The following is a 25,820-nucleotide window of genomic DNA, read 5'->3' as shown; positions in this document are numbered from 1 at the left end:
GCCCTGTGGCTGCTAAAATCCTTCCCTCATCGTCGGCGAGAGCGAGTGAATGAATGTTCATTCATGCCCCCGAATATTATGGTCAAACCAAGCCAAGTCAAGCTGGCAGGAGTCTCGAATGTCACAGCAAGCCTTGCCTCAAACCTGCCACTACTCCAGCGATGATGTGAAAATCATTGAAAAATCAGCTGGATATAATGGCTTCTTCAAGGTGAATGTCTACCGCCTGCAACACAGGCTGTTTGCCGGTGGCTGGAACGCCCCCATCGTCCGGGAACTGTTCGAACGTGGCCATGCCGCCGCCCTGCTGCCTTATGATCCGGTGCGGGACGAGATCGTGCTGGTGGAGCAGTTTCGCATCGGCGCCATGGAGACCAGCGCCACCCCCTGGCTGCTGGAGCTGGTGGCCGGCATCATCGATGAAGGGGAGACCGCCGAGGCAGTGGTGCGGCGCGAAGCGGTAGAAGAGGCAGGGATCGAGGTGGGACGCTGCGAACACGCCATCAGCTATCTGGTGAGCCCGGGTGGCAGCACCGAGCGCATCGAGGTGTTCGTGGGCGAGGTGGATGCCAGTCAGGCCAAGGGGATCCACGGTCTGGCGGAAGAGGGGGAAGACATCCGGGTCCACGTGGTGAGCCGCGAGCAGGCCTATGCCTGGCTCAAAGAGGGGCGCATCGACAATGCCGCCTCCGTCATCGCCCTGCAGTGGCTGGCCCTGAATCACGGCGAGCTGCGGGCACGCTGGCTGGCGGGGCGCTGAGGTGACGCTCGTTCAGACCCGGGTCAGGTGCCCTGTGTCCGACTGGAACACTGTGCAGTGGGTCCACCCTTCATGGACCCTGATTGAGGGAGCCGCGACATGTCATTAGTCCAGAGCCCGATGAAGCGCTATGTGCCTGATTTGATGTCCTTGCAGCGTACCTGCGAGGTCAATTACATGGCGCTGATGAAACTGTTGCCGCCTGGCGGCAGCGTGGGTGCTGAGCGCCGCTATCAGGTCGGCAACGGCCTGCAGTTCCAGCTCACGGTGAACGAGGAGAGCCGCTTCACCAGCCAGGTGATCCTGGCCCAGCACAACCCCGAATTGCCGAGCTACTTGCAAGCCCGGATAGAGATTCGTTTGTATCATGATGTGCGAATGGCGGAAGTGTGTGCGGCGCAACAGATTTCAATGTTGCAACCACGTTATGATTATCCCAATCAAAAAATGCATCACAGGGATGAAAAGGAGCAGGTAAATCTATTCTTGGCCGATTGGTTGAGATTTTGTCTCAAACACGGCACCAGCCTGATTAACATCCTCTAGTCGAACCCATAAAAAAGAAGCGTGATTTTGGAAACAGAGCTACCTCAGGCGCCGGACGGCAGTGTGCGCCTGTTACAGATTACCGATACCCATCTCTTCGCCAGTGCCGAGGGGCGGCTGCTGGCCGTACCCACGGCGCAGAGTCTGGCCGCCGTGCTGGAGCGGGTGCAGGCCAACGAGCACCCGTTCGATCTCATCCTCGCCACCGGGGATCTTTCCCAGGATCACAGCCCGGAGTCCTACCAGCGCTTCGCCTCCATGATGGCCCCCCTGGCTCGCCCCATCTACTGGTTGCCCGGCAACCACGACGACGGCCCCCTGATGACCGAATACCTCCATGCGGCCGGCATCAGCGAGGCCAAGCAGCTGGTAGGCGAGCACTGGCAGGTGATCCTGCTGGATACCCAGGTGCGCGGCAAACCCCACGGGGTGCTGGGGGATCACCAGCTGGCGGCCCTGGATCAGGCCCTGCGCCAGCATCCCGAGCGCCATGCCCTCATCGCCCTGCACCATCAGGCGGTGCCGGTGGGCTGCGCCTGGCTGGATCAGCACAACCTCAAGAATGCCGACGACCTGTTCGCCGTGCTGGCCCGCCACCCGCAGCAGAAGACCATCCTGTTCGGCCACGTCCATCAGGAGTTTGACGAGGTGCACCACGGAGTGCGGCTCATCGCCAGCCCCTCTACCTGCATCCAGTTCAAGCCGCTCTCCGACGGTTTCGCACTGGACGAATCCGGCCCGGGCTGGCGCTATCTCACCCTGCACCCGGATGGCCGGGTGGCGAGTCAGGTGTGGCGCCTGCCGCTGGGGCAGTTCGTGCCCGACCCCAATGCCACCGGTTACTGAGGCGTTGCCATGAAGCCCGTCCTGCTCTATCTGCACGGTTTCAATTCATCCCCCGGCTCGGCCAAGGCGCAGCAGATGGCGGCCTGGGTGGCAGAGAACAGGCCCGATATCGAGGTGGTGATCCCGGCCCAGCCCAACACCCCTGCGGCCGCCTGGGCTGCCATCGAGCAGGCCATCGCCGACCTGAAGGCCCGCCACGGCAGCGCCCTGCGACTGGGCGCCGTGGGCAGCTCCCTCGGTGGCTTCATGGCCACGCGAGTGAGCGAGCGATACGGTTGCCGCGCCGCCCTCATCAACCCGGCGGTGCGCCCCCACGAGCTGCTCTGCGACTACCTCGGCCCCCAGACCAACCCCTACAGCGGCGAACGCTATGAACTGTTGCCCGGACACATGGACGAGCTGAGAGCGCTGGCGGTGCCGGTGACTGCTCCCGAGCGGCTCTGGGTGCTGCAACAGCAGGAGGACGAGGTGCTCGACTATCGCAAGGCGCTGGACGAATACCGCTTTGCCCGTCTCTCCCTGGAGTGCGGCGGCGATCACGCCTTCACAGGCTTCGAGCGCTACCCCGCCCAGATCGTCCGTTTCCTCGGGCTCTAGCCGTGCAGCCGCCGTTGGCCGCCTTCCTCGAACAGGTGCTGGCCACGGCCCAGGCGGGGCTCACCTATTCCCGCGATCCCTTCGACATCGCCCGCTTCGAGGCGCTGCGAGCGGCCACGGTGACGCTCATCGCCAGCCAGAGCGAGCTGGCCCCCGACGCCATCGACGACTGGATTGCCCTCGACAGCGGCTATCCCACCCCCAAGCTCGATGTGCGGGCCTTCATTCAGAACGATGCGGGCCATGTCCTGCTGGTGCAGGAGCGCAGTGACGGTTGCTGGACTCTGCCGGGGGGCTGGTGCGACATCGGCGATTCGCCTGCGGACGCCGTGGTGCGGGAAGTGAGCGAGGAGACCGGCCTCGCCTGTCGGGCGGTGCAACTGCTGGCCCTGTTCGACAAGCTCAAGCATCCCCATCCCCCGCAGCTGCCCCACGCCCACAAGGCCTTCTTCCTGTGCGAGGTGACGGGGGGCGTTCTGCTTACCGACACCGATGAAACCAAAGGGGCGGGGTACTTCCCCATCGACGCCTTGCCCGAATTCTCCCGCCACCGGGTGGTGGCGTCCCAGCTACGCACCCTGCATGACCATCTTTTACAAGGGCGGCGGGATACCCTGTTCAATTAACCGGTTCGCAGCCTGACACTGCGGCAAGGAGGCAGCATGATCACACGCATCGGCAATACCCCCATCCAGAAGAAACACAAGGCGAGCTGCCACTGCGGCGCCGTGGTGCTGGAGCTGACACTGCCGGATGGCGTGGTGGATCCGCGCCGCTGCGACTGCTCCTTCTGTCGGCGGCGTGGGGCCATCGTCGCCTCGGTGCCGCTCTCCGGCATCCGCATCCTGCAAGGGGAGGCGGCGCTTCGCTGCTACCAGTTCAACACCCGCACCGCGAAACACTACTTCTGCAGCGTCTGCGGCATCTACACCCATCACCAGCGCCGATCCAATCCGGCGGAATATGGCTACAACCTCGCCTGTCTGGAGGGGGTCAACCCGTTCGATCTGGGAGAGGTGCCGACCCGCGACGGGGTGCATCACCCGGCAGATACCGTAGCCGATTGAACGCGAGGTGACTGCCCCGACGGGTGGCGGGGAGGACGGGCGAGGTGTTGCCGCGTCACTCCCGTGACGACGCCTCAGGGGGTCATCTGCTTGTGTAGCCCCCGCCATGGCTGTGTTAACCTTGCCCTGTCCGTCTCCCGGCGGACCCCGGCCTCTCTCTTCATTCCATCTCTGCCAACAGGGGGCACACCCGTGACGACTGCTTCAGCGCTGCCGGATCTGATCCTCGGGGCCTCGCTCTACTTTCCGCCCCTGTTCAAGGCCGTGCTGCTCGGTCTGCTGGGCTGGCTGCCGCTGCACCATCTGCTGCGGGACTGGCTCTACGGTGGGGATGTCTGGCACCCCCTGCTGATGGATCTCTCCCTCTTCATCCTCGCCGTCAGCGGCGCCCTATGGATATTGCTACATGGCTAAATCACCCCTTGCGACCCTCAAATACTTCTCCACCCTGCTGGTCTTTGCCCTGGCGCTGGTGTCGCTCTGGTGGCTGTGGAACGACTACATGCAGGGGCCCTGGACCCGGGATGGCAAGGTGCGGGCCGAGCTGGTCAGCATCACGCCCCAGGTGTCGGGCAAGATCGTCAGGATAGGGGTCAAGGACAACCAGCTGGTGAAGGCGGGGGAGCTGCTCTTCACCCTGGATCCCGAGCCCTATCGCATCGCGCTGGACAACGCCAGCGCGGCCCTGGCCAAGGCCAGGTCGGATCTCGACAAGGCGGAGCACGAGGCGAACCGTCGCCAGAGCCTCTCCCGCACCGTCATCTCCGCCGAGGCGGTGGATGAGTCCAGGCTCAATGCCCAGGCGATGAAGGCGGCCTATGAGGTGGCCCAGGCCAATCTGGAGCAGGCCAGATGGTCCCTTGCCCGGACCGAGGTCCATGCTGCGAGCGACGGCTACATCACCAACCTGCAGGCCAGGGTCGGCAACTACGCCACCGCCGGGGTGCCCCTGGTGGCCCTGATAGACACCCACTCCTTCTATGTGCAGGGCTATTTCGAAGAGACCAAGCTCAGGCACATTGCCCCCGGCAAACCGGCCGAGGTGGTGCTCTACAGCGGGGATCGGGTACTCAGGGGGGAGGTGGAAAGCATAGGGCGCGCCATTCACGATCAGAGCCTGGAAGGCAGCGAGGGGCTGCTGCTCGACGTCAAGCCGAACGTGCCCTGGGTGCGCCTGGCCCAGCGGGTGCCGGTGCGGATCAGGCTGCTGGCGATTCCCCCGGATCTGGTCTTGATCGCGGGCACGACCTGTACCATCACCATAGGGGACTAGGGTGATCCCCTCGCTCTGGCGCCAGACCCCCTGGGGCAAGGCCAACGGCGGCCAGTGGCGTTATGCCCTGCGCAATGCCCTGGCCATGTGCCTGTCGCTCTGGCTGGCGTTCGTGCTGCAACTCGACTCTCCCTACTGGGCCATGACCTCCGCCGCCGTGGTGAGCTTTCCCACCGTGGGGGGCGTCATCAGCAAGAGCCTGGGACGGGTGGTGGGCAGCCTCATCGGCGCCATGGCGGCGGTGATGATCACCGGCCTTGGCATCGGTGATCCCTGGCTCTTCAGCCTGCTTATCGCCCTCTGGCTGGGGGGGTGCACCTACATCTCCAACCACCATCAGAACAACGTCTCCTACGGTTTCGCCCTGGCGGGCTATACCGCCGCCATCATCGCCTTCTCCTGCGTCAACCTGACCGACCCGCAACATATCTTCGACATCGCCCAGGCCCGGGTGAGCGAGGTGATCGTCGGCATCCTCTGCGGCGGCCTGATGATGATGATCCTGCCGAGTTTCTCCGATGGCGAGACCCTGCTGGACTCCCTTGGCAAGAGCCAGACCCGGCTGCTGGAACATGCCCAGCTGCTCTGGCTCGGGGAGACGGGCGCCGATGTGCGCACCGCCCACGAGGGGGTGATCGGTCAGATCCTCACCCTGAACGTGCTGCGCATCCAGGCCGTCTGGAGCCACCACCGCCTGCGTCGCCACAACCAGTTGCTGAACTATCTGCTCCATCGCCAGCTGAGGATGGTCAGTCTCATCTCGGGGCTGCGCCGCATGCTGCAACACTGGCCAGAGGGCGCAGTCGACCCGGCCCCCATGCTGGCCGCCGTGCTGCGGGAGCTGGGACAGGGGGGCTGCGACAAGCTGCGCATCGCCCGCCTGATGGCGCCCTTCGTGGCCTGTTCGGGGGACGATTATCGCTGTCAGGCCTTCTGGCTGCGGCTACGCCATTTCTGCTGGAGCTACCTGGAGTGTCAGCGCTGGCTGGAAAGGCTGGCCCGCCACGATGGTCAGGAGTGGCCGGCGCCGCCGCGCCACAGCTCTCTGACCAGCCACACCGACGGCCTGGAGGCGGCCTACAACGGGGGGCGTACCTTCCTCTGCGTGATGCTGGGTTGCACCTTCTGGATCCACACCCAGTGGGATGCGGGCGCCGCGGCCCTGACCCTGCTCTCCATCTGCTGCGTGCTCTATTCCGCCACCCCGGCCCCGGCCAAGGGGGCCCAGACCATGCTCAAGGCCATCGTGCTGCTCAGCTTTATCTGCTTCGGGGTCAAGTTCGGGCTGATGATCCGCATCGACGACTTCTGGATCTTCTGTGCCCTGCTGTTCCCCGCCCTCATCACCCTGCAACTGCTGAAATTGCAGCGCCCCCAGGGGGCGGCGCTCTGGGGCCAGCTCATCGTGCTGCTCGGCTCCTTCCTCGCCATCACCAATCCGCCGAGCTACGACTACCTCGCCTTCGTCAACAGCAGCCTTGCCCAGGCACTGGGAGTGATGAGTGCAGGGCTGGCGTTCCAGCTGCTGCGACCTAGCTCGGATCGGCGCAAGAGCCGCCGCCTGATGCATCGTCTGCGGCGTGATTTCGTGGACCAGCTGGCCCCGGCCCCGCAGCAGAGCGAGGGGGAGTTTGAATCCCGGGTCTATCACGCGGTGAGCCAGCTCAGCCAGAGTCAGGATCAGGGGGCCCGGCTCTGGGTGCTGCGCTGGGGCGTGGTGCTGCTCAATTGCAGCCACATCGTCTGGCAGCTCAGGCTCTGGCGCAGCCGGGATCCGGCCCTCTATCTGGTGCGGGACGGCTGTCTGCGCTGCCTGAAAGGCATTCTGACCGAAGGGGGCGTGCAGCACGAGACCCTGGGGCGCACCCTGGCGGAGCTGGACCGCATCAGCCAGGGGCTGGGGGAACATGCAGACCCGGCGGCCCGGGCTCTGGCGGGGCTGGTGTGGCGACTCCACTGCTCCCTCTCCCAGCTTGTGCAGGCCCTGCCCGGGGAACCCGCCTGATCCCGGGCGGGGAGGCCGGAGCCCCTCTGGATCACCCTTTGCGAGCGCCCCATTTGTCCCGGGCCCTCCCAGCGAGTAAGATTCCCCCCAAACGTCAATTCGCAAGGCCCTCCATGTCCACTCAATACAATGCGGATGCCATTGAGGTCCTCAATGGCCTTGAACCGGTGCGTCGCCGCCCCGGCATGTACACCGACACCACCCGGCCCAATCACCTCGGCCAGGAGGTCATCGACAACAGCGTCGACGAGGCGCTGGCGGGTCACGCCCGCAATCTGGAGGTGATCCTGCACGAGGATCAGTCCCTCGAGGTGATCGACGACGGTCGCGGCATGCCGGTGGACATCCACCCGGAGGAAGGGGTCTCCGGCGTGGAGCTGATCCTCTGCAAGCTGCACGCGGGGGGCAAGTTCTCCAACAAGAACTATCAGTTCTCCGGCGGCTTGCACGGGGTGGGGATCTCCGTGGTGAACGCCCTCTCCGATCGGGTCGAGGTGACGGTGCGCCGGGACGGCCAGGTCTATGACATCGCCTTCGAGCGGGGCGAGAAAGTGCAGGAGCTGACCATCACCGGCACCTGCGGCCGTCGCAACACCGGCACCCGGGTGCGCTTCTGGCCAGAGGCGCGCTACTTCGATTCGCCGCGCTTCTCGGTCTCGAAACTCGAGCACCTGCTCAAAGCCAAGGCCGTGCTCTGCCCAGGCCTCACCATCAAGTTCCTCGACAAGAACACCGGCATCAAGCTTGAGTGGTGCTACGAAGACGGCCTCAAGGATTACCTCATCGATGCGGTCAAGCAGTTCACCTGCCTGCCGGAGCAGCCCTTCGTCGGCTCTTTCAGCTCCGAGCAGTCGGCGGTGGACTGGGCCCTGTGCTGGTTGCCGGAAGGGGGCGAGTGCCTCGCCGAATCCTATGTGAACCTCATTCCCACCGCGCTCGGTGGCACCCATGTCAACGGCCTGCGCCAGGGGCTGCTCGACGCCATGCGCGAGTTCTGCGAGTTCCGCAACCTCTTGCCGCGCGGGGTCAAGCTGACCCCGGAAGACATCTGGGATCGCTGCGCCTACATCCTCTCCATCAAGATGCAGGACCCGCAGTTTGCAGGGCAGACCAAGGAGCGACTTTCATCCCGCCAGAGCTCGGCCTTCGTGTCGGGCGTGGTGAAGGATGCCTTCAGCCTCTATCTGAACAGCAACACCGAGCTGGCCGAACAGCTGGCGGAGCTCTGCATCTCCAGCGCCCAGCGCCGGATGCGCGCCGCCAAGACGGTGGTGCGCAAGAAGATAACCCAGGGCCCGGCCCTGCCCGGCAAGCTGACCGACTGCGGCTGCGCCGATCCCATGCAGGGGGAGCTCTTCCTGGTGGAGGGTGACTCCGCGGGCGGCAGTGCCAAGCAGGCGCGCGACCGCGAATTCCAGGCCATCATGCCCCTGCGCGGCAAGATCCTGAACACCTGGGAGGTGGAGGCCGGTCAGGTACTCGCCTCGCAAGAAGTGCACGACATCTCGGTGGCCATCGGGCTCGACCCCGACTCGGACGATCTCAGTGGCCTGCGTTACGGCAAGGTGTGCATCCTGGCGGATGCGGACTCGGACGGTCTGCACATCGCCACCCTGCTCTGCGCCCTCTTTGTGAAGCACTTCCGCACGCTGGTGGAGAAGGGCCACGTCTATGTAGCCATGCCGCCGCTCTACCGGATCGATATCGGCAAGGAGGTCTACTACGCCCTCGACGAAGACGAGAAGAACGGCGTGCTGGAGCGGGTCGAAGCCGAGAAGAAGAAGGGCAAGGTGATGGTGACCCGATTCAAGGGCCTGGGTGAGATGAACCCGAAACAGCTGCGGGAAACCACCATGGATCCCAACACCCGCCGCCTGGTGCAGCTCACCATGGGCGCGGAAGGGGGGGCAGAAGGGGAAGATGGGGACGAGACCCTGCAACTGATGGACATGCTGCTGGCCAAGAAGCGCGCCGGTGATCGCCGCGAATGGCTGGAAGAGAAGGGCAACCTCGCCATCATCTAAAGCGAGTCGCAAGTACCCCGGCCCTCCCCTTCGCAAGGGGAGGGGGCCAAGCCTCTCCTCCCCCTCATGGAGGGGGAGGTTGGGAGGGGGTCTTGTGATTCACCGTCGGCCCCCTGCCGACCTGCATTTCCGGCGTGCCCTCCAGGGGCGCGCCATAGCAAGAGAAAAACATATGAGTGATGCTATCGAGCTCAGTCTGTTGGATGAAGTAGAGCGCCAACCAGCTCCCGAACCGAAAGAGATAATCACATGAGTGATGCTATCGAGCTCAGTCTGGACGGGGTCGAGCGCCAGCCAATGCGCACCTTTACCGAGCAGGCTTACTTGAACTACTCCATGTACGTCATCATGGATCGGGCCCTGCCGCATATCGGCGATGGCCTCAAGCCCGTGCAGCGGCGCATCATCTACGCCATGAGCGAGCTGGGTCTGTCGGCCCTCTCCAAGCACAAGAAATCCGCCCGTACCGTGGGTGACGTGCTGGGTAAATATCACCCCCACGGCGACATCGCCTGTTACGAAGCCATGGTGCTGATGGCCCAGCCCTTCTCCTACCGCTACCCGCTGGTGGACGGTCAGGGCAACTGGGGGGCGCCGGACGATCCCAAATCCTTCGCCGCCATGCGTTATACCGAGGCGCGGCTGTCGCGCTTCTCCGAGCTGCTGCTCTCCGAGCTCGGCCAGGGCACTGTGGAGTGGACGCCGAACTTCGACGGCACCATGAAGGAGCCGGTGGTGCTGCCCGCCCGCCTGCCGCACATCCTGCTCAACGGGGTGACCGGTATCGCGGTGGGGATGGCGACCGACATCCCGCCCCACAACGCGCGGGAAGTGGCCCATGCCTGCGTGGAACTGCTGGACAACCCCAATGCCGGTCTGGATGCCCTGATGGCCCATGTACAGGGGCCGGACTACCCGACCAACGCCGAGATCATCACGCCGCGCGACGACATCCGCAAAATCTACGAGACCGGCAAGGGCTCCATCAAGCAGCGGGCGGTGTGGAGCGAGGAGGATGGCGACATCGTCATCACTGCGCTGCCCCATCAGGCCTCCGGCGCCAAGATCATGGAGCAGATTGCCGCCCAGATGGTGGCCAAGAAGCTGCCCATGGTCACCGACCTGCGGGATGAATCGGACCATGAGAACCCGACCCGTCTGGTGATCGTGCCGCGCTCCAACCGGGTGGATGTGGAGGGGCTGATGGCCCACCTGTTCGCCACCACGGATCTGGAGAAGAACTACCGGGTCAACCTCAACATCCTGGGTCTGGACAACCGGCCCCAGGTCAAAGACCTCAAGACCATCCTCACCGAGTGGCTGAGTTTTCGCCGTGAGACGGTGCGTCGCCGCCTGCAGTATCGCCTCGACAAGGTGCTGGCCCGCCTGCACATCCTCGAAGGCTTGCTCATCGCCTATCTCAACATCGACGAGGTGATCGAGATCATCCGCACCGAGGAGGAGCCGGGCCGGGTGATGATGGAGCGCTTCAACATCAGCGAAACCCAGGCCGAGGCGATCCTCGAGCTGAAACTGCGCCACCTGGCCAAGCTCGAAGAGTTCAAGCTGCGCGCCGAACAGAACGAACTGGCGGAAGAGCGCGACAAGCTGGAACTGATCCTGGGTTCCGAGCGCCGTCTCAGCACATTGCTGAAGAAAGAGATCCTGGCGGATGCCGAGAAGTACGGCGACGATCGCCGTACCCCGCTGGTGGAGCGCGCCACCGCCGTGGCCCTGACCGAGAAGGAGCTGACCCCGAGCGAGCCAGTGACCGTGATCCTGTCCGACAAGGGCTGGGTGCGCGCCGCCAAGGGCCACGACGTGGATGTGGAGGGCCTCTCCTACAAGGCGGGGGACGGTTATCTCGCCCACGCCCATGGCCGCAGCAACCAGCAGGCGGTGTTCCTCTCTACCCTGGGACGTACCTACTCGCTGGAGGCCCATACTCTGCCGTCGGCCCGCAGTCAGGGCGAGCCGCTCACCGGCCGCTTCGCGCTGGGGGCCGGGGAAGAGGTGCGCCATCTGGTGATGGGTAACGAGGGCGAGCCGTATCTCATCTGTTCTGACGCCGGTTACGGCTTCGTCTGCAAGTACGATGACCTGATCGGTAAGAACAAGAACGGCAAGGCGCTGCTGACCGTGCCGGAAGGGGGCATCGTCATGGCGCCCCAGAGGATAGGCGCGCCGGACACGGATCTCTGCATGGCCATCTCCAACGAGGGGCGCATGCTGCTGTTCCCGCTCAATACCCTGCCGGTACTCGGCAAGGGCAAGGGCAACAAGCTCATCAGCATCCCCTCTGCTCGCGTCAAGGCGCGGGAGGAGTTTATGGTGATGGCGGCCATTATCCCGCAGGGCCAGTCGGTGACCCTGTTTGCCGGCAAGCGCAAGCTGACCCTCAAGCCATCTGACCTTGACTACTACCGTGGCGAGCGCGGCCGCCGTGGCGCCAAGCTGCCCCGCGGTTTGCAGCGCGTGGATCGCATCGAGATTGAACCCGTCGCGGGCGCCGAGCCGGCAGCCGGGGAAAATCAGGAAGGGTAATAAATATAAAGGGCGCGAAAGCGCCCTGTTTGTACAGATATTTTATAAACATAAAGTCTTTTGTAAAACACGATTGTTTTTATATTTTCTGTATAGCTGCAGTCGAATTGTTTTTGAAGGTGTCATTGTATTTTTTAAATGGTTCTTCTTTATATAAAAACTACTGCGCAGAGAATGAAAGCAATAAAAAATACACCTTGAAACAATAGCCAAATATTTTGTCTGTAATAGATTCCCAATATTTTTTCTGCGCTGTGTACTGGATTGGTCATGGATTTTGCAGACTCTTTCTTTATTAAATATCTGATTGAGCGTGGTGATATCTCAATGAATGTGGTTATCACACTTTCTAGGTTTAACTCAACTGAGATATCTAAATCATGATTCTCTGCCATTTCTTTAATTAGCATTGCATCCGCATCAAAATCAGCCAATATTTCCTTTAACTTTATTGATAAAGCTTCCTTTATTTTGATATGAATGGCACATAATACGGCCAATGATCTTTGGCCTAGTCCACATAAAATTGAAATAACTAGCATGAGGAGCATGAGTTTAATCTCAAACGAGTTATAAAAAGCAGAACCAACTTTATCGATGTTACTAATAATTAATCCAGCAATTGCACCGGAGGCGCCTAGAGCCCAACGGGACATATTATCTATATCAGGACTTGATGATACAACAGAATCCACAAAGGAATTTAGTGAGTTACTCTCTGCATTTAATACGACTATGTTACGCCAATCTTCAACTGACTTTATAAAGTTATCATGAGTCGTCATCATATACCCTTTATTTTGATGTTTCGTTTTCAATTATCTGGTAGATAATCTATCGTTGTCTATTGAATAGGGCAAGTATTAGGCCCGTAGATCTGATTAGAAAAGCGTAATCAGACGATCGCAAAAACCTATTACCTTAATGTGGTCGGTAATTTTATTTTGTGACCCCCTCATCCCCAGCCCTTCTCCCGCAAGGGGAGAAGGGAGCCCAGATCGCAGCAATTTTTAAATGGAGTGACAGCTATGGCTACAGGTTGGCAGGCGCTGATCCCCTCTCCCCTTGGGAGAGGGTCAGGGTGAGGGGAGGCCGTAGGTCTGATTAGCGAAGCGTCATCAGACGTTCGCGAAAAAAGCTGCCGCCATGCTGCGGGCACGCCTACGGCTCTCTCTATCCATGGCCAGCCTGTGTATTGCGTGCATCAGGTGCCTGTGTGGCTGCCAAGCAGCAGCATCAGGCTAAACAGCAGCCAGTCATTGATGATGTGTGAGCCGGTCGATACCCAGATGTTTTTGGTGATGATGTAGCCACTGAGCAGCACGATGCGGGCCGTGCCAATCACCAGAAAACATTGCAGAAAATTCCAGTCATAAGTGGGCAGGTGCAGGGCTCCGAAGATTAGAGCCGTCGATAGCCAGGCGATGAGGATGGCGGACTTGCGGGTCAGGCCGAGCTTCTGGTGACAACACCAGAGGATGGCCAGAAAAGGCAGGATGGAGATCACCTCCTCGCCGAAGAGCTGGGGCGCCGTCTTGAGATAAAAGAGGATGCGCGCCGTATTGGACGCCTCTGCCAGCATGGCGTTGACCGGGTTTGCATTCAGCTGGAACAGGTGCTGCATGGTCATGGCAACGGCGATTGAGACCAGTATGTTGATGCCGGTAATCGCCAGCATCAAGAGACAATCCCGCCGCGTCGGCGTTCGAAACAGTGAGCGCCACCCTGTTCCCGCCACCATGGCGAGCACGGCCAGAGGAATGAGAGGGAACAGGAGGGCGGGCACAAAGCCCCCTGAGGTGGTCTTGAAAAAGTCGATGGGGGCGGAGAGTGCCGCAAACCCCAGGATGACCCCCAGCAGGATGAGTGCCCAGCCACGGGCAGACGGGGTGTGAGGATCCTGGCGATAGAGGGGGAAATCCCCGGCGCTCTTGCGCTCGAGCCCGAGGCGCTCACTGTCATTCAATACCGGCAATGCTGTAGGTTGATGCTCACCCATGGTGATCCTCGGGATGTTTATCCGTTGCTGTGCAGACAACCCTACACCAGAAAGGGGGGAAAGGGGCGCCGCTGGCTACAACACGCCAGGGGAATGGCACCGCCGCCAATCAGTTGTCGAAGTTCCACTCGATGGGCAGCTCAAGATCGAAAACAAGCTGATCCCCGTCGAGGGTGAAGGCCACGCTGGTCTGGTGCTGGTCGTATTCGTCGATAAGGCGGCAGCTCTCGGAAAAGTTGGATTCGTAGCCGAGGCGAGCAGTGCCGCCGGTGCGAGCCTCGTCGAGTTCCACCCCCAGCACCCGCAGGGGATCCTTCTGGCTGAGCTTGACCCGGCTGTCACCCACATCCACCAGCCGCTCCAGCAGGGGGAAGAAGTCCTGCTTGTTGGCCTCGATGGCCCGGGCGATGGCCTGCTCCAGTTCGGTGGCGCTGGCAAGGGCGGGATCCAGCGTGTAGCGGGTCTGGATGCTGTTCTGAGTCATATTGTGCTCCTTGGGGCAATGAACCTGCGTCGGCCATCAGCACGATAGGCGGTGAACAAGGCGTGCCTAGCCATTAAATAAGGTGGTGATTCATTCTGGTGGATAAAACCATCACAAAAAACCGATGAAGGCAGCATATTGCTTCTCATCAGGCGAGGATGCGGCCATTGCGCACCAGGGCCCGGCGGATATTTTTGCACATCTTGCCGAGGCGGTTGAGCTCGTCGAAGCTGGGCGGGATGCCGCGATCGATCTGATATTGCCAGTAGCAGAGGTCCGTATCCACCAGCTCCATCAGCTTCTTGGGGCAGCCGATGCAGGTGTTGTCCGGCCCGCATTTGAAGGTATCCGGTTGGTAGAGCGGAAATTCCGCCTTCACGGCGTCGATGATCTGCTGCATGGCGGTCATGCGGTCCGGCTTTCTGCTCACGGTCTGGCTCCCCGGCGGCTTGTATGGGGGAGTCATTATATCCCTGACAAAATGTGGGCCAATGACGCTTAGGAGGTAGTCCGCCTTGCGTGCACGCCACTGCGCCCCGGATCCTGCGCCTGCTTCCCCCCTGGTGGTCTCTTTTGTCAGGCGCCGTTTCGGGTCATGATGAAAGCCCCGAACGAACCACTTTTTGACTGACCCCTCTGGAGGTGTGATGAGACCCTGTGCCCTGCTGTTGCTTTTTCCCCTGGTGTGCCAGGCCGAGGCCAGTCCGAGTGAACCCGTGCAGGAAGGTACCCTGGCCAATCAGCAGCTGATCCGGGATGCCATGGTGGGGGTCGCATCCTGGGTGACCACCAAGGGGTGTGACGCGCCGGAGCGCTTCGTGCCCGTGGTGCTCCAACTTCCCGAGGGGGAGCCGGGCAGTCGCCACTGGCAGGAGCGCTGGACGGTGACGGGCTGTGGCAACGACTATCCCGTGGTGATCGATTTTCGGGAGACCGGGATGCAGAGCGCCATGTGGACCATTGCCCGATAGGGTCGGCGCCGCCATCTGCGAGCTGCAAAAATGACAACGCCCGGCAAGCCGGGCGTTGGAACAGCGTGAAGGGGAAAGCCCGTCATCAGAAGTCGTGGTAGAGGGGCCAGCCGAGCAGGGGGTGGCGGATCCCGGCGCGCATCTCCATGTTGTCGAGCTTCTCCGGCGAGGCGTCCTCTTTTTGCAACTGCTGGTACTGGCGCACAAAGCCGAGGGTGTGGAGGAGGTTGGGCACAAAGCCCGGGCTCAGCTCCTGACGCAGGACGGCGGCCATGTCGGCGGGCAGCGCGCCCAGCATCAGGGTGAGCTGGGCAGCGAGGTAGTCGGTGTCGTACCAGCCCTCGTCGAGTTCAATCTCCCGCGCCAGCTTGCGCTTGAGATCCTGCTTCACCTTGAGCGGGGCTGCGCCACTGCCCTTGCCGCAGAGGATGCGGTAGAGCAGGGCCTCGGCCAGCTTGTCCTCCATGGTGGGGTGGTCGCTCTCGCAGGCGAAGAAGTGCTGGTCGATGAGCTCCATCAGGCGGCTCTTGTTGTGCTCGGTCAGCGCCTTCTCGTACTCCTGCCACCCTTGCCACTCCTCCACATCGGGGGGGCTGGAGATCTTGTCCAAGAGCCGCGCATCCACGTCACCGTAGAGGCTGTTGCCAGCCTGCTTGGGGCTGACGGTGATGAGCATGGACCAGCCCTTCTGGAACGGCTTGATGGGGCCTTCCGGTGCCTGCAACAGGGACAGGGCCTTGGCCGGATCCCGTTGGGATAGCTCCTGCAGGCCGAGGCTCACCACGCCGATGACGTCGTGGGCCGCCTGCTCCAGCAGGTGCATCTTGTACTTGTTGTAGTACTTGTCGGCGAATTTGAGGCTCATCAGCACCGCCTTGCCCTTGATGGCGGCGAGCTGTTGCTGACTCAAGAGTTCGTTGTCGCGGCCAAAGCGCAGCACCTGGGTCAGAAAAGGGCCCTGGTTGGCATCGCGAATGACTAACTGCATGAATGGGCTCCTTAATCCAGAAAGCTGAACATGTCGTCGACGTCGCCGTACTCGTCTTCCTCGACCTTGTTCTTCTCTTTGGCCTGCATCACCAGCTCGGCGGCAAACTTGTTGATGATGCCGTCCCAGGTGGAGTGCTCGTTGCGCAGCAGCGACTTGATGGATTTTTCCACCTCGGGGGCCAGCTCGCGAATGAGCATCAAGAGGCTGCGGGGGTCGTCCAGCGCGTAGTCGTGGCTGTCTTCGGCCTGCTGGCGCTCGCTGTAGCGCAGGGACTCTTCGAGATCTTCCTCTTCGGCGTGCAGCACGTCGCGATAGCCCTCGTCCTCTTCATAGCGATCGCCGCGATAAAACTCGATAAAGGGGATGGCGAGGTAGAAGAGGCCGGCCGGATCCTCGGCCACGCACTCGAGGATCTCCCGCTGCTTGGCTTCGCTCTCCTGGGTGCGGATCAGGTAGTTGAGGAAGTCGAAGGTGTGCTGTTGCAGCTCGTCGGCGTTGTTCTTGATCGCCTCTTCCCAGTAGAGGGGCTGCTGGCAGACGATGTCGCGGATCCGCTCCGGGGTCATCAGCTCGGAGATGATGGAGGGGAAGGAGATGTCGTGCTGGCCGTTGATCTGGGTCAGGGTAACGATATCAATGTTTTCAATCACTTCTGCCAGCTGGTCGTCAGACATGGTCTTGGCGATCAGCTCGAACTTCTCGCTGGCCTGCTTCGGCTCGATGACGGCCAGCTCTTTGATCTCGATGGCGGTAATTTCTATCAGACTGTTGCTCATGCCTTGCCCCAATTAGAAACGGACTTCGTCGTACATATCCTGATCGCCGTCGTCATCACCATAGCGGTCACTGCCGCCGTGGTAGTCGGCGTCGGCATCTTCCCCGTCTTCCTCTTCTTCGTCCCGCAACTCATAGTCGTCATCACCGCGGTGGCTGCCGCGGGGCAGCGGGTTGTCCAGGAGGAACAGCACGGCGCAGGCCTCCATCAGCTGATCTTCGCTCTGTGCCCGCACCGCCTTGACCAGCGGCAGGATGGCGTTGTTGAAGCCGACGCTCACCTTGAACTCGTCCCAGGAGGGTTGCTCACCGCTGGCGAGCCACTTGTTCCACTGCGACTTGGCCTTGGGCGGGAACTGCACCCGGCCATAGAGGGCGAGCGGCAGGTATTCGGGCATGAACTCCAGCATGCTCATGTCGGCCAGCAGCAGGGCCTTCATCTGGTCGGTGAACTGTTCCAGCCCCTTGGGGTCGTCCTGATCCCGGTAGGATTCGATGTTCTCGCTGGCATCGCTTTGCAGGGCCTTGAGCCGTGCCTGGTCCCATTTTTTTTGCATAGTCGCTCTTCTTGCCTGGTGGCTCAGGGGTAGAACTGGTCCCACATCTCCTGCATGGCAGCAGCGGGATCGGTCACGATGACGTTGTTGAAATCCTTGATAAAGGCGGCCCGCTGTTTCGGATCGGACAGCACTTCATAAGCCTGCTTTACCTGGTGCAGCCGGGCGGCTGCCTGCTCTTTTTCTTCTTCGCTCGCCCCGTGCAGCTTGTCGGGGTGGTACTGGTTCGACAGCCGTCGATAGGCTTTTTTGATGTCGTTTTCACTGGCATTGGACTTGACGCCCAAGACCCGGAAGTAGTTGTTCATGACGGATCCTGCCTCACTGGCATGGTGGAATTCATCCTGTGTCGACCTGGTGGCGCAACGTCGGCAAACCAGGCTCGGCAAAAACCGGAGATTTTAACGGAAAGCCGGCGCCTCTGCCATGAAAGTGCGGTCTTTCTGTACGAAAAGAGCGGGCGGTGCGAGATGGCGGCGGGGCTACACTGGCAGAGGGGGGCGGCAGGCCCTGGCGTTGCCCGGCCCCCTCTTGTCCGAACCATCCGGATTCTGCCGTCACAAGGAGTCATCGCCATGGTCAAGTCCGCGTTTTTCGTGCTCGCGCTGGCAGGCAGTGCCGCCTCTGCCAGCGACATATTGCCCGCCTCGCCGCTGATGGGGGATGTCACCAGGGCCCAGTTCATGGAGCGCGCCGCCCAGCGTTTCGCCTTGCAGGACAAGAACGGTGACGGCGTGCTGTCGGTTGCCGAGAAAGAGGCCAACCTGGCAAAGCTGGCTGGCGTGATGCAACAGGCTGGCAAGCCGGTCCCGGAGCGGATGAGCCAGCTCAAGCCGTCGCGGGAGACCACCAGGGCCCAGTTCATGGCGCGGCAGGAGGCGCTCTTCTCTCGCCTGGACAAGAACGGTGACGGGGTGATCGGAGAGTCTGAGCGTCTCGACATCAAGGCCAATCTGGAGAAGCGGGCGATGGAGGCCGCCCAATAGGGCGGGTTGTCAGCCCTCTGATGAAAAAGAGCCCGGTAGCGATACCGGGCTCTTTGTATCTCTGGCATGAAGGGGGCTACCAGCTTGCCCAGTGCAGCCGCAACCTGAGCCCCCAGGCGCTGCTCCAGCCGGTGGTGCTGCTCACCAGAGCCCCATCCTTGATGACGAGGAAGGTTGGCGTCACCCCCACCTGCCAGCGGGCGGCCAGATCCCCGGACTCGTCGTTGTGGGTGGGGAAGGTCAGCCCCTTCTTCGCCATCCCGGCGCGCAACGGCTCATCGCTGCCGGAGCGCAGGGCCACCGTCAGCACATTTTCGCCCTCCTGCCAGAGCTGTTCCACCGTGGGAGTGGTGAAGCGGCACACCCCGCACCAGCTGGCCCAGTAGTAGACCAGCAGGGGCTTGCCGCGGCTCTGCTCGGCCAGAGTGGTGGTGGTGCCGTCCTGCAGGGTGAAGGGGGCCTCCATGGCCCCCGCCGGCAGCATGGGGCTGCGCCACAGATCCACCAGTGTGGTGATGACGAGCGCCATCAACAGCAGCCAGAGCGCCTCCTTGCCCCAGCGGCGCCAGCGGGGGGCCTTTATGCCTGCATCCTCGGCCATGGCTTAGCTCCGCTTGGCCAGCTCGGCTTTGACCAGCTGCTCCAGCTCGTCATAGGGAATGGCACCCGGCACCAGCTGGTTGCCGATAAGGGTCGCCGGGGTGCCTTGCACGCCGAGCAGGGTGCCGATGCGCAGGCTGTTGCGCAGCTCTTCGGTGGCCTTGCCTGCGGGCTTGAGGGTCAGGTTGTCGGTGGCGGCCAGCGCCTTGTTGATGTCCGTCTCGGTCAGCATCCCCTGCTTGCTCATGAGCTTGTCGTGCAGGGGGAGGAAGCGGGCAGGATCCTGTTGCCACAGGGTCAGGCTGTACTGGGCTGCCTTGGCGGAGGTCTGTCCCTTGAACGGCAGCAACTTGATCACCAGCCCCAGATCGTCCGGATAGGCCGCGAGCAGCTTGGCGACCGCCGGGTCGAACTGCTTGCAGTAGGGGCAGTTGTAGTCGGTGAACAGCACCAGGGTCAGCTTGGGATGCTTGGCGCCGAGGCGCGGGCTGGTGGGACTGTTGAACAGTACGTCCTGGTTGCCCTTGATGAAGTCACCCATCTGGGCCTGCTGGGTCGCGGCGTTCTGTTTCTCCCAGGATTCGGCTGCCTCGTCGAGGATCCCGGGGTTGGCGATCAGGGTCTCGCGAATGAGCTCCTTGATGCGGGCCTCCTGCTCCGGGGTGAAGGGGGCGGCGTGCAGCGTGGGAGTGCCCAGGGTGGCGGCTACCAGGGCGGTGCAGAGGGTCAGGGTTCGCAGTCTCATGGCATTCTCCTTAGAAATGGGTGGCATCGGCCTGAACGAGGCCGGCCTTGTGCAAGCTGTCGAGCAAGTCGGCCTTGTCCAGCAGGGGAGAGAGGGTCTCCCCGTCCGGCAGGCCGGGCCCGTAGATCTGGTTGAAGGGAACGGCGGCGGCGCCACGCTGGCGCAGGAAGGCGGAGATGGCATCGCTCGGCCGGCTCCAGTCGCCGCGAAGGGCCACCACGTCCGGGGCCGACAGGGCGCGCTGCACCTCGTCACGCAGCAGCACGTTGTATTTGTTGGCCTTGCAGGTGACGCACCAGTCGGCGGTCACATCCACGAAGACCCGCTTGTTCTGGGCCAGGGCGTCGGCGATGGCCTGCTCGGAGAGCGGCTGCCAGGCGATGCGATCGACGCTGCCACTCCCTTTCACCGTGAGGGCGCCCCCCAGCAGCAGGGCGCCGCCGATGAGTGCCGAGAGGGAGAGGGCCAGCGTGAAACCGCGCAGACCATAACGCCAGAGGATGCCCATCAGCAGCGCCAGCACCATGGCGGCCATCAGCCAGCCGGTGGCCGTGCTGCCCAGATGGTTGCCAAGCAGGCTCGCCAGCCAGAGGCTGGAGCCCAGCATCATCAGCCCGAGCAGGATGCGCAGTCGCCCCATCCAGCGCCCCGGTTTGGGCAGCCAGAGGGCGAGGCGCGGCAGGGCCGCCACCAGCAGCCATGGCAGGCTCATGCCAAGGCCGAGGGCCGTGAAGATGAGCCAGAGCTGGCCGAGCGGCGCCGCCAGGGCAAAGGCCACCGCGGTGCCGAGGAAGGGGGCCGAGCAGGGGGTGGCCAGCAGGGTGGCGAAACTCCCTTGCAGGAAGTGGCCACCGAGCCCCTTGCCGCCGCGGGTGGCGAGGCGAGTGTTGAGATCGCTGGGCAACCTTATCTCGAACAGCCCCAGCAGGTTGGCGCAAAACAGCAGGGTCACCGCCACCATGAAGCCGATGAAACCGGCGCTCTGGAACTGGATCCCCCAGCCGACCGCCCCTTGTGTGGCGCGCAGCAGGCTGCTCATGGCCGCCAGCACCCAGAAGGAGGTGATTATCCCGGCGCTGGCGGCGAGGAACTGTTTGCGCACGCCTCCTTGTTCGCTCTCTTGCTGCTGCAACACGGTGCCGAGTTTCAGGGCCAGCACCGGCAGCACGCAGGGCATCAGGTTGAGGATGAGACCGCCGAGCAGCGCCGCTCCCAGCAGCCAGAGAAGTGGCTGCTCGGGGGCCGGCAGGGCGAGGGGATCGGCGATGGTGGCGCGGGTCTGCCAGGCCTGCTGCTCGCCGCTGGTGAGCAGCAGGCCGAGGGATTGGCCGCGCAAGTCAGGGGCATCCCCCTGCCAGCCGTCGCTGACCGGCACCCGGGCTATCAGGGTGGTGCCGCTTACCTCGAGCGCGGGCTTGCCGAACTCGGCCCCCTCCAGCGCATCGATGAAGAGCGCAGGCTCCTGCCACCCCTCGACCCGCTCGGCCCGCAGTTGCAGCAGGTTATGCTGGTAGCCGAGCTCGACCCGGGTGTCGGCAGGCAGCGTCTGTGGCAGGGTGCTCATGGCCCGGGCCCAGGCGAAGTCAAAGCCAGCCGGCGCTTGCCCATCTGCCGCCAGGGTGAAGGGGTAGTCGGTCAGGATGCAGACGTTGCTGCAGGTGGAGAGGCGCAAGGTGCCCTTGAGCGGCTGCCCGGCCGGGTAGTCCAGGCTCAGGGGGAAGCGTACCTGCTCCTGATAGCCCTGGGTGTTGAGCCCGGCCACCTCGAAGGGGCGCGGCGTGGGCCAGTGCCACTGGAAGTCGCCGACCGGCTCATCCCACAGGATCTGGGGCGCAATGCCCCCTTCACCCGGGCTGTGCCAGTAGGTCTTCCAGCCGGACTCCAGCTGGACATCGAGCAGGATGCGGGTCTGATCCGGGACGCTGCGGTCGGCTTGCAGCCTGACCTTGGCGTGACTGTTCTGGGGGCGGGTGAGCCACCCCGTATCGCTGGCCAATCCGCTGGATTGCCACAGCAGGCTGCCCAGTAGCAGGGCCGCCTTGAAGAGATTCGACATGTGTTGGGTCTCGCAAAAAAATGAGTGACAGCAGGCTGAAAAAGCGCGGCTGAACTCATTCCCGCCAGACGCAGAGGGTGAGGTGCAGTCGCCGCTCCGGCGGCGAGACATTGATGGGGGGAGGCAGTGCCGGCGCGCGCCGTGACAGCGGCACCAGCAGGGCAATCACGAAGGCGATGGCGAAAAAGAGTTGCTCCACGCACAGCAGACTGGCGGCGCTCAGCCACTTGCCGTTGAGCTGGCAGCTGTTGGGCTGCACACTGGCGGGCGTGCCCTTGTCGGCCTGGTCGTCGGCTGAGGCGAACTGGGGCAGGGTCTGGCAACTCACGGCGTGATCGAGCAGGGCGAGGCGGGCCAGCGGCTGGGCCGCGCAATTGAGCACCAGCAGGCAGACCAGTAGCAGGAGTCGTGTCGCCGCGCGTTGTTGCAAAATCATGCTCGCCCCGTTCATCAAGATGGCCACATCCTAGCGGGCAATGGCGGGTGGGGCAAGCCGGGGTGGCCGGTGGCGTCTGGGGCTGGTCGGTTCTGTCTGGCGAACGCTTGTTCGCTAAAAGGGGGACCAGTATACTGCGCCGAGTCAAATTCCGAGGTGTTCGATGCTCAAACTTGCCCGTGTGCTGCTGCTGGCACTGCTGCTCGTCTTCTGGTTCCTGTTCGGCCTGTTGCTTTGTCTGGTGCGCCCGCGCCACCCGAACAACGTCTATGTCTTCGCCCGCATGTATCATGCGGTCTGCCCGCTGATCGGCCTCAAGGTCCGGGTGACGGTGGCCGACGAGGTCAAATCGGTGGGGCCGGCGGTCTATGTCTGCAATCACCAGAGCAACTACGACATCTTCACCGTGACCGGCGCCGTGCAGCCCGGCGTGGTGGCGGTGGGCAAGAAGAGCCTGCTGTGGCTCCCCTTCTTCGGCCTCATCTTCTGGCTCTCCGGCAACGTGCTGATCGACCGCTCCAACCGCTCCCGCGCCATCGGCACCATCGGCCAGGTGGTGGATCGCATCAAGCATCGCGGCACCTCCATCTGGATGTTCCCGGAGGGGACCCGCTCCCAGGGGCGTGGTCTGCTGCCGTTCAAGGCGGGGGCCTTCCACACTGCCGTCCAGGCCGAGGTGCCCGTGGTGCCCATCGTCTGCTCCAGCTACTTCGGTCAGGTCGATCTCAACCGCTGGGACAACGGTGAGGTGCTGCTGGAGGTGATGGCCCCGGTGTGCAGCAAGGAGCACGGCGCCGCCGGCATCCGCGAGCTCTCCGACACCTGCCGGGAGAAGATGGAAGCCAAGCTGGCGGAGCTGGATGGCAAGCTTGGCCATCGGCCGGCGGCCTGAGCCCGGTTGCAGAGAAGAGAGGGAGCCGCTGGCTCCCTTTTTTATTGGTGAAAATCACCATCTTGTTGGTTTTTTTCACCACGCCGTATCCAATAAACATCCATTGTTAACTTTCATCTAATTGTAAATAAAGGAAAAAATATTCTGGCACGGCTCTTGTAATGTCATGGGAAGAGAGTGACACCCCATCAACAAGGAGCCAGACCATGAGCGTATTCAGCCGCCTGACCGACGTGATCAATGCCAACCTGCACAGCCTGCTCGACAAGAGCGAAGAGCCGGAGAAGATGCTGCGGCTGATGATCGAGGAGATGGAGCAGGTCCAGGTCGAGATGAGAACCCAGGCCGCCCGCGTCATCGCCGAACAGAAACAGCTGGAGCGCCATCAGCAGGCGCTGCGCAACCAGATCCAGGAGTGGGCAGCCAAGGCCGAACTCGCCATCCAGAAGGGCCGCGAAGATCTGGCCCGTGCCGCCCTCACCGAGAAGCTGGCGGAGATGAAGCAGTGCGAGCGGCTGGAAGAGGACAAGGCGCGGGTGGCCGAAGTGCTGGCCCAGCTCACCGCCGACAGCGAGCGACTGGCGGCCAAGCTGACCGAGGCGCGGGAGAAGCAGAAGATGCTGACCCTGCGCGAGCAGACCGCCCACAGCCGCATCCGCGCCCGTGCCCAGGTGGACAACCAGCGCATGCACGAGCTGGTGGCCCGCTTCGACGGCTTCCAGAACCGGGTCGATCAGCTGGAGGCCCAGCTGGAGGCGGCGACCCTGGGGCAGAATCCGTCCCTCGAGGCCCAGTTCCGCGAGCTGGAGCTGAACGACGAGATTGAGCGGGAACTGGCCCGGCTCAAGGGTCAGAAGGTGGAGGCATAACCATGACACCCTGGCCCAAGGATCTCGCCCATCGCAAGCTGACCGGGGTCTGCGCCGGTCTTGCCAGAGGGCTGGGGGTGTCCAGAGTGACGGTGCGGGTGGTGGCCCTGCTCGCCCTGATCCTGATGCCGCCACTTGCCCTGGCGCTCTATCTGGTGGGGGTGCTCGTCATGCCTCCCCGCCGTGAACTTCAACGCTGGCTGGGGTGATCTCCGGATCGCCCCGCCGGCAAGTGCAAGCCCGTGAGGAGCACAACATGCTGGAATTTATCGTCTTGATCCTGGTGCTGATCGGCATGGCGCTGACCGGATTCACCGTGCTGGCCATGCTGCTGGTGAGCGGGGTCTTCGTGCTGTTTGGCGCCCTGGCCGGCATGTTTGCCCTCATCATCAAGCTGGCGCCCTGGTTGCTGGTGGTGCTGGTGGTGTGCTGGCTACTCAGCAACAGGCGCAAGCAGTCGAACACCTACCGTTAAGCCTCCCTGATTTCTCATCCTTCCTTGGCCACTGCTTGCAGTGGCCCTTTTTATGGGGGCGACACAGGATCGGTGTGCGGGGTGGCAAGCCAGGAAAGGCTCCAGCCGTGCCACAGCGCCGGCTCGTGCACCAGGCGCTCCTTGAACGCCTTGCTCTGCTGCTTGAGGCGGTACTCGAGGCGCAGCGCCTCGGGTTTGCCGGGGACTTCCTGCTGCCATACCAGGGAGAGGGGTCCCTTGCCGCGCAGGGCTCTGGCCCCCTTGCCGCTCTGGTGCTGACGCAGTCGCCGCTCGGGATCCGTGCTGATCCCCGCATAGAGTGCCCCGGTGCCGGTGCGCACCAGATAGACAAACCAGCGGGAGGGAGTGGTGGTGGCGAGGGTCACGAGGTGCGCCACCTGGCCCGCTGGCGCCCAAGCCGGTGCAGGGGCAGCAGGCTCACCAGCAGGCCGGCCCAGACGAAGGCAAAGCCCACGGATTTCACCGGATCTGGGATCTCGCCAAACCAGAAGAGGGCGAGCAGGAAGGCGAGGCTCGGCTCTATGTATTGCAACAGCCCCACCGTGCTCATGGGCGTGCGCGCCACCGCATAGCAGAACAGCCCCACCGGCAGCAGGGTGGCGGGGGCACTGCCCATCAGCAGCAGGCGATCGGTCCAGTCACCGGCCATAAACTGGCTGGTGCCCTGCAAGGTCAGCCAGCCGATGATGAGAAGGGCGACGGGCAACTGCACCAGGGACTCCAGATAGAGGCTGGTTCCGGCGTCCAGTCTCACCTTTTTCTTGATGAGGCCGTAGAGGGCGAAGTTGGCCCCCATCACGAGGGAGAACCAGGGCAGCTGGCCGTAGGAGAAGAGCATGTAGGCGAGCCCCGCCAGGGCGAGCGCCACCGCCAGGTGTTTTTGCGGGGTGAGCTTCTCTTTGAGGAAGAGCACCGCAAAGGCGATGTTGAACAGCGGGGTCATGAAGAAGGCGAGGCTGGTGGCCAGCACCTGGCCCGTGGTCAGGCACCAGGTGAACATGCACCAGCTGATGGACATCACGGGGCCCGCCAGCAGCACGAGGCCGAGCTGCCGGGGATCGCCGCGCAGGGCCCCCCAGGGCACCCGCTGGCCGAGGAGCAGAAGCAGGCCTCCCAGCAGCACCACGGACCAGAGCACCCGGTGGGAGAGCAGTTCCCACATGTTGATCTCGGGCATGAACTGGTAATAGAGGGGCAGCATGCCCCACAGCACGAATGAGAGGGCTGCGCTGCCGGTGCCCATCCAGTTCTTCATCTCTCTCCGTTTATTAAACTAAACAATGGCGGCTGCATGATAAGTAT

Annotated in this window: 31 protein-coding genes; 17 read left to right on the top strand and 14 right to left on the bottom strand. The window is 62.8% G+C overall.

The window, feature by feature from the left end; genetic code table 11:
• The first annotated feature begins 118 nt into the window (after positions 1–118).
• The 11 genes from nudF to parC all read left to right on the top strand — a co-directional run bounded on the left by nudF (position 119) and on the right by parC (position 11,662).
• Positions 119–760 carry an ADP-ribose diphosphatase gene (gene nudF / locus AB5Y59_RS10065; protein ID WP_010672772.1) on the top strand — a complete coding sequence of 214 codons (642 nt, stop codon included), beginning with the start codon at positions 119–121 and terminating at the stop codon, positions 758–760.
• Positions 761–859: 99 nt separating this feature from the next.
• Positions 860–1,306 (top strand): DUF1249 domain-containing protein, encoded by a 447-nt coding sequence (locus AB5Y59_RS10060; RefSeq protein WP_160838912.1) that lies wholly within the window; start codon positions 860–862, stop codon positions 1,304–1,306.
• Positions 1,307–1,333: 27 nt separating this feature from the next.
• On the top strand, positions 1,334–2,152 hold the full coding sequence (gene cpdA / locus AB5Y59_RS10055; RefSeq protein ID WP_041214382.1) for a 3',5'-cyclic-AMP phosphodiesterase: 819 nt from the start codon (positions 1,334–1,336) through the stop codon (positions 2,150–2,152).
• A gap of 9 nt (positions 2,153–2,161) precedes the next feature.
• Positions 2,162–2,749 (top strand): YqiA/YcfP family alpha/beta fold hydrolase, encoded by a 588-nt coding sequence (locus AB5Y59_RS10050; RefSeq protein WP_041214383.1) that lies wholly within the window; start codon positions 2,162–2,164, stop codon positions 2,747–2,749.
• A 2-nt stretch (positions 2,750–2,751) separates the two neighbouring features.
• Positions 2,752–3,375: an NUDIX hydrolase gene (locus AB5Y59_RS10045; protein ID WP_325784171.1), complete on the top strand. Its 624-nt coding sequence runs from the start codon at positions 2,752–2,754 to the stop codon at positions 3,373–3,375.
• Positions 3,376–3,411: 36 nt separating this feature from the next.
• Positions 3,412–3,816: a GFA family protein gene (locus AB5Y59_RS10040; RefSeq protein ID WP_039039754.1), complete on the top strand. Its 405-nt coding sequence runs from the start codon at positions 3,412–3,414 to the stop codon at positions 3,814–3,816.
• Between the two features lie 171 nt (positions 3,817–3,987).
• Complete coding sequence (locus tag AB5Y59_RS10035; RefSeq protein ID WP_042865381.1) at positions 3,988–4,230, top strand: DUF1656 domain-containing protein; 243 nt, start codon at positions 3,988–3,990, stop codon at positions 4,228–4,230.
• Positions 4,223–5,089, top strand: coding sequence for an HlyD family secretion protein (locus AB5Y59_RS10030; protein ID WP_010672778.1), 867 nt, complete (start codon positions 4,223–4,225; stop codon positions 5,087–5,089). Before AB5Y59_RS10035 ends, AB5Y59_RS10030 begins: the two co-directional genes overlap by 8 nt.
• 1 nt (position 5,090) lies before the next feature.
• On the top strand, positions 5,091–7,094 hold the full coding sequence (locus AB5Y59_RS10025) for an FUSC family protein (RefSeq protein WP_201996645.1): 2,004 nt from the start codon (positions 5,091–5,093) through the stop codon (positions 7,092–7,094).
• Positions 7,095–7,207: 113 nt separating this feature from the next.
• Positions 7,208–9,118 (top strand): DNA topoisomerase IV subunit B, encoded by a 1,911-nt coding sequence (gene parE / locus AB5Y59_RS10020; protein WP_368211919.1) that lies wholly within the window; start codon positions 7,208–7,210, stop codon positions 9,116–9,118.
• Between the two features lie 249 nt (positions 9,119–9,367).
• Positions 9,368–11,662: a DNA topoisomerase IV subunit A gene (parC, locus tag AB5Y59_RS10015; RefSeq protein WP_368211917.1), complete on the top strand. Its 2,295-nt coding sequence runs from the start codon at positions 9,368–9,370 to the stop codon at positions 11,660–11,662.
• Between the two features lie 149 nt (positions 11,663–11,811).
• Here parC and AB5Y59_RS10010 read toward each other — a convergent pair whose 3' ends face one another.
• From AB5Y59_RS10010 to AB5Y59_RS09995, 4 genes are all read right to left on the bottom strand, one after another.
• Positions 11,812–12,447, bottom strand: coding sequence for a hypothetical protein (locus AB5Y59_RS10010; protein ID WP_257713646.1), 636 nt, complete (start codon positions 12,445–12,447; stop codon positions 11,812–11,814).
• Between the two features lie 419 nt (positions 12,448–12,866).
• A complete protein-coding gene (locus tag AB5Y59_RS10005; protein ID WP_257713647.1) occupies positions 12,867–13,661 on the bottom strand; it encodes a CPBP family intramembrane glutamic endopeptidase in 795 nt (264 codons plus the stop codon).
• A gap of 109 nt (positions 13,662–13,770) precedes the next feature.
• Complete coding sequence (locus AB5Y59_RS10000) at positions 13,771–14,145, bottom strand: hypothetical protein (RefSeq protein WP_221436442.1); 375 nt, start codon at positions 14,143–14,145, stop codon at positions 13,771–13,773.
• 148 nt (positions 14,146–14,293) lie between these two features.
• On the bottom strand, positions 14,294–14,545 hold the full coding sequence (locus tag AB5Y59_RS09995) for a hypothetical protein (protein ID WP_368211985.1): 252 nt from the start codon (positions 14,543–14,545) through the stop codon (positions 14,294–14,296).
• Positions 14,546–14,792: 247 nt separating this feature from the next.
• Here AB5Y59_RS09995 and AB5Y59_RS09990 point away from each other — a divergent pair, with 247 nt between their 5' ends.
• Entirely contained in the window at positions 14,793–15,116 is a 324-nt protein-coding gene (locus AB5Y59_RS09990) for a hypothetical protein (RefSeq protein ID WP_010672785.1), read from the top strand.
• A gap of 85 nt (positions 15,117–15,201) precedes the next feature.
• On the opposite strand, the gene AB5Y59_RS09985 is transcribed toward AB5Y59_RS09990, so the two are convergent.
• From AB5Y59_RS09985 to AB5Y59_RS09970, 4 genes are read right to left on the bottom strand one after another with little or no spacing between them, the layout of a single operon-like run.
• Positions 15,202–16,104, bottom strand: coding sequence for a hypothetical protein (locus tag AB5Y59_RS09985; protein ID WP_368211914.1), 903 nt, complete (start codon positions 16,102–16,104; stop codon positions 15,202–15,204).
• Positions 16,105–16,115: 11 nt separating this feature from the next.
• Positions 16,116–16,883: a hypothetical protein gene (locus tag AB5Y59_RS09980; RefSeq protein ID WP_010672787.1), complete on the bottom strand. Its 768-nt coding sequence runs from the start codon at positions 16,881–16,883 to the stop codon at positions 16,116–16,118.
• Positions 16,884–16,895: 12 nt separating this feature from the next.
• A complete protein-coding gene (locus AB5Y59_RS09975; protein ID WP_128296340.1) occupies positions 16,896–17,438 on the bottom strand; it encodes a hypothetical protein in 543 nt (180 codons plus the stop codon).
• A gap of 23 nt (positions 17,439–17,461) precedes the next feature.
• Entirely contained in the window at positions 17,462–17,746 is a 285-nt protein-coding gene (locus tag AB5Y59_RS09970) for a DnaJ domain-containing protein (RefSeq protein ID WP_024943298.1), read from the bottom strand.
• A gap of 267 nt (positions 17,747–18,013) precedes the next feature.
• Here AB5Y59_RS09970 and AB5Y59_RS09965 point away from each other — a divergent pair, with 267 nt between their 5' ends.
• Positions 18,014–18,424, top strand: a complete 411-nt coding sequence (locus AB5Y59_RS09965) for an EF-hand domain-containing protein (RefSeq protein ID WP_010672789.1) — start codon at positions 18,014–18,016, stop codon at positions 18,422–18,424.
• A 76-nt stretch (positions 18,425–18,500) separates the two neighbouring features.
• Here AB5Y59_RS09965 and AB5Y59_RS09960 read toward each other — a convergent pair whose 3' ends face one another.
• The 4 genes from AB5Y59_RS09960 to AB5Y59_RS09945 are packed head-to-tail and all read right to left on the bottom strand — an operon-like array spanning position 18,501 to position 22,261.
• Complete coding sequence (locus tag AB5Y59_RS09960; protein WP_368211912.1) at positions 18,501–19,025, bottom strand: protein disulfide oxidoreductase; 525 nt, start codon at positions 19,023–19,025, stop codon at positions 18,501–18,503.
• 3 nt (positions 19,026–19,028) lie between these two features.
• The gene (locus tag AB5Y59_RS09955) at positions 19,029–19,769 is read right to left on the bottom strand and encodes a DsbA family protein (protein WP_010672791.1); all 741 of its coding nucleotides are present in this window, start codon (positions 19,767–19,769) and stop codon (positions 19,029–19,031) included.
• A gap of 10 nt (positions 19,770–19,779) precedes the next feature.
• Entirely contained in the window at positions 19,780–21,825 is a 2,046-nt protein-coding gene (locus tag AB5Y59_RS09950) for a protein-disulfide reductase DsbD family protein (protein ID WP_368211910.1), read from the bottom strand.
• Positions 21,826–21,880: 55 nt separating this feature from the next.
• Complete coding sequence (locus tag AB5Y59_RS09945; RefSeq protein WP_039039817.1) at positions 21,881–22,261, bottom strand: hypothetical protein; 381 nt, start codon at positions 22,259–22,261, stop codon at positions 21,881–21,883.
• A gap of 163 nt (positions 22,262–22,424) precedes the next feature.
• Here AB5Y59_RS09945 and AB5Y59_RS09940 point away from each other — a divergent pair, with 163 nt between their 5' ends.
• The 4 genes from AB5Y59_RS09940 to pspG all read left to right on the top strand — a co-directional run bounded on the left by AB5Y59_RS09940 (position 22,425) and on the right by pspG (position 24,497).
• Positions 22,425–23,153 carry a 1-acylglycerol-3-phosphate O-acyltransferase gene (locus AB5Y59_RS09940; RefSeq protein ID WP_039039739.1) on the top strand — a complete coding sequence of 243 codons (729 nt, stop codon included), beginning with the start codon at positions 22,425–22,427 and terminating at the stop codon, positions 23,151–23,153.
• Between the two features lie 206 nt (positions 23,154–23,359).
• Positions 23,360–24,022 (top strand): phage shock protein PspA, encoded by a 663-nt coding sequence (gene pspA, locus AB5Y59_RS09935; RefSeq protein WP_010672795.1) that lies wholly within the window; start codon positions 23,360–23,362, stop codon positions 24,020–24,022.
• Between the two features lie 2 nt (positions 24,023–24,024).
• Positions 24,025–24,231 (top strand): PspC domain-containing protein, encoded by a 207-nt coding sequence (locus AB5Y59_RS09930; protein ID WP_010672796.1) that lies wholly within the window; start codon positions 24,025–24,027, stop codon positions 24,229–24,231.
• A 47-nt stretch (positions 24,232–24,278) separates the two neighbouring features.
• Entirely contained in the window at positions 24,279–24,497 is a 219-nt protein-coding gene (pspG, locus tag AB5Y59_RS09925; protein WP_010672797.1) for an envelope stress response protein PspG, read from the top strand.
• 50 nt (positions 24,498–24,547) lie between these two features.
• Here the strand turns inward: pspG and AB5Y59_RS09920 are convergent, their stop codons facing one another.
• Positions 24,548–24,883, bottom strand: coding sequence for a GIY-YIG nuclease family protein (locus AB5Y59_RS09920; protein ID WP_052814382.1), 336 nt, complete (start codon positions 24,881–24,883; stop codon positions 24,548–24,550).
• Positions 24,880–25,773: an EamA family transporter RarD gene (gene rarD / locus AB5Y59_RS09915; protein ID WP_113069038.1), complete on the bottom strand. Its 894-nt coding sequence runs from the start codon at positions 25,771–25,773 to the stop codon at positions 24,880–24,882. The genes AB5Y59_RS09920 and rarD overlap by 4 nt, the downstream gene beginning before the upstream one ends.
• Between the last annotated feature and the right edge of the window lie 47 nt (positions 25,774–25,820).

The organism is Aeromonas sp. s10, from assembly GCF_040907975.1.
Classification (GTDB): Bacteria; Pseudomonadota; Gammaproteobacteria; order Enterobacterales; family Aeromonadaceae; genus Aeromonas; species Aeromonas caviae.
This window is presented reverse-complemented; position numbering and strand designations above follow the sequence as displayed.

Excerpts from the sequence above, each read along its gene's own strand:
- pspG (WP_010672797.1), top strand. The coding sequence starts at position 24,279 with ATGCTGGAATTTATCGTCTTGATCCTGGTGCTGATCGGCATGGCGCTG.
- AB5Y59_RS09945 (WP_039039817.1), bottom strand. The coding sequence starts at position 22,261 with ATGATTTTGCAACAACGCGCGGCGACACGACTCCTGCTACTGGTCTGC.
- AB5Y59_RS09965 (WP_010672789.1), top strand. The coding sequence starts at position 18,014 with ATGGTCAAGTCCGCGTTTTTCGTGCTCGCGCTGGCAGGCAGTGCCGCC.
- AB5Y59_RS09970 (WP_024943298.1), bottom strand. The coding sequence starts at position 17,746 with ATGAACAACTACTTCCGGGTCTTGGGCGTCAAGTCCAATGCCAGTGAA.
- AB5Y59_RS09955 (WP_010672791.1), bottom strand. The coding sequence starts at position 19,769 with ATGAGACTGCGAACCCTGACCCTCTGCACCGCCCTGGTAGCCGCCACC.
- nudF (WP_010672772.1), top strand. The coding sequence starts at position 119 with ATGTCACAGCAAGCCTTGCCTCAAACCTGCCACTACTCCAGCGATGAT.
- AB5Y59_RS09940 (WP_039039739.1), top strand. The coding sequence starts at position 22,425 with ATGCTCAAACTTGCCCGTGTGCTGCTGCTGGCACTGCTGCTCGTCTTC.
- AB5Y59_RS09980 (WP_010672787.1), bottom strand. The coding sequence starts at position 16,883 with ATGAGCAACAGTCTGATAGAAATTACCGCCATCGAGATCAAAGAGCTG.
- AB5Y59_RS09960 (WP_368211912.1), bottom strand. The coding sequence starts at position 19,025 with ATGGCCGAGGATGCAGGCATAAAGGCCCCCCGCTGGCGCCGCTGGGGC.
- AB5Y59_RS09990 (WP_010672785.1), top strand. The coding sequence starts at position 14,793 with ATGAGACCCTGTGCCCTGCTGTTGCTTTTTCCCCTGGTGTGCCAGGCC.
- pspA (WP_010672795.1), top strand. The coding sequence starts at position 23,360 with ATGAGCGTATTCAGCCGCCTGACCGACGTGATCAATGCCAACCTGCAC.
- AB5Y59_RS10060 (WP_160838912.1), top strand. The coding sequence starts at position 860 with ATGTCATTAGTCCAGAGCCCGATGAAGCGCTATGTGCCTGATTTGATG.
- AB5Y59_RS09995 (WP_368211985.1), bottom strand. The coding sequence starts at position 14,545 with ATGCAGCAGATCATCGACGCCGTGAAGGCGGAATTTCCGCTCTACCAA.
- AB5Y59_RS10030 (WP_010672778.1), top strand. The coding sequence starts at position 4,223 with ATGGCTAAATCACCCCTTGCGACCCTCAAATACTTCTCCACCCTGCTG.
- rarD (WP_113069038.1), bottom strand. The coding sequence starts at position 25,773 with ATGAAGAACTGGATGGGCACCGGCAGCGCAGCCCTCTCATTCGTGCTG.
- parC (WP_368211917.1), top strand. The coding sequence starts at position 9,368 with ATGAGTGATGCTATCGAGCTCAGTCTGGACGGGGTCGAGCGCCAGCCA.
- AB5Y59_RS10010 (WP_257713646.1), bottom strand. The coding sequence starts at position 12,447 with ATGACGACTCATGATAACTTTATAAAGTCAGTTGAAGATTGGCGTAAC.
- AB5Y59_RS10050 (WP_041214383.1), top strand. The coding sequence starts at position 2,162 with ATGAAGCCCGTCCTGCTCTATCTGCACGGTTTCAATTCATCCCCCGGC.
- AB5Y59_RS09985 (WP_368211914.1), bottom strand. The coding sequence starts at position 16,104 with ATGCAGTTAGTCATTCGCGATGCCAACCAGGGCCCTTTTCTGACCCAG.
- AB5Y59_RS10000 (WP_221436442.1), bottom strand. The coding sequence starts at position 14,145 with ATGACTCAGAACAGCATCCAGACCCGCTACACGCTGGATCCCGCCCTT.
- AB5Y59_RS09975 (WP_128296340.1), bottom strand. The coding sequence starts at position 17,438 with ATGCAAAAAAAATGGGACCAGGCACGGCTCAAGGCCCTGCAAAGCGAT.
- AB5Y59_RS10040 (WP_039039754.1), top strand. The coding sequence starts at position 3,412 with ATGATCACACGCATCGGCAATACCCCCATCCAGAAGAAACACAAGGCG.
- parE (WP_368211919.1), top strand. The coding sequence starts at position 7,208 with ATGTCCACTCAATACAATGCGGATGCCATTGAGGTCCTCAATGGCCTT.
- AB5Y59_RS10005 (WP_257713647.1), bottom strand. The coding sequence starts at position 13,661 with ATGGGTGAGCATCAACCTACAGCATTGCCGGTATTGAATGACAGTGAG.
- AB5Y59_RS09930 (WP_010672796.1), top strand. The coding sequence starts at position 24,025 with ATGACACCCTGGCCCAAGGATCTCGCCCATCGCAAGCTGACCGGGGTC.
- AB5Y59_RS09950 (WP_368211910.1), bottom strand. The coding sequence starts at position 21,825 with ATGTCGAATCTCTTCAAGGCGGCCCTGCTACTGGGCAGCCTGCTGTGG.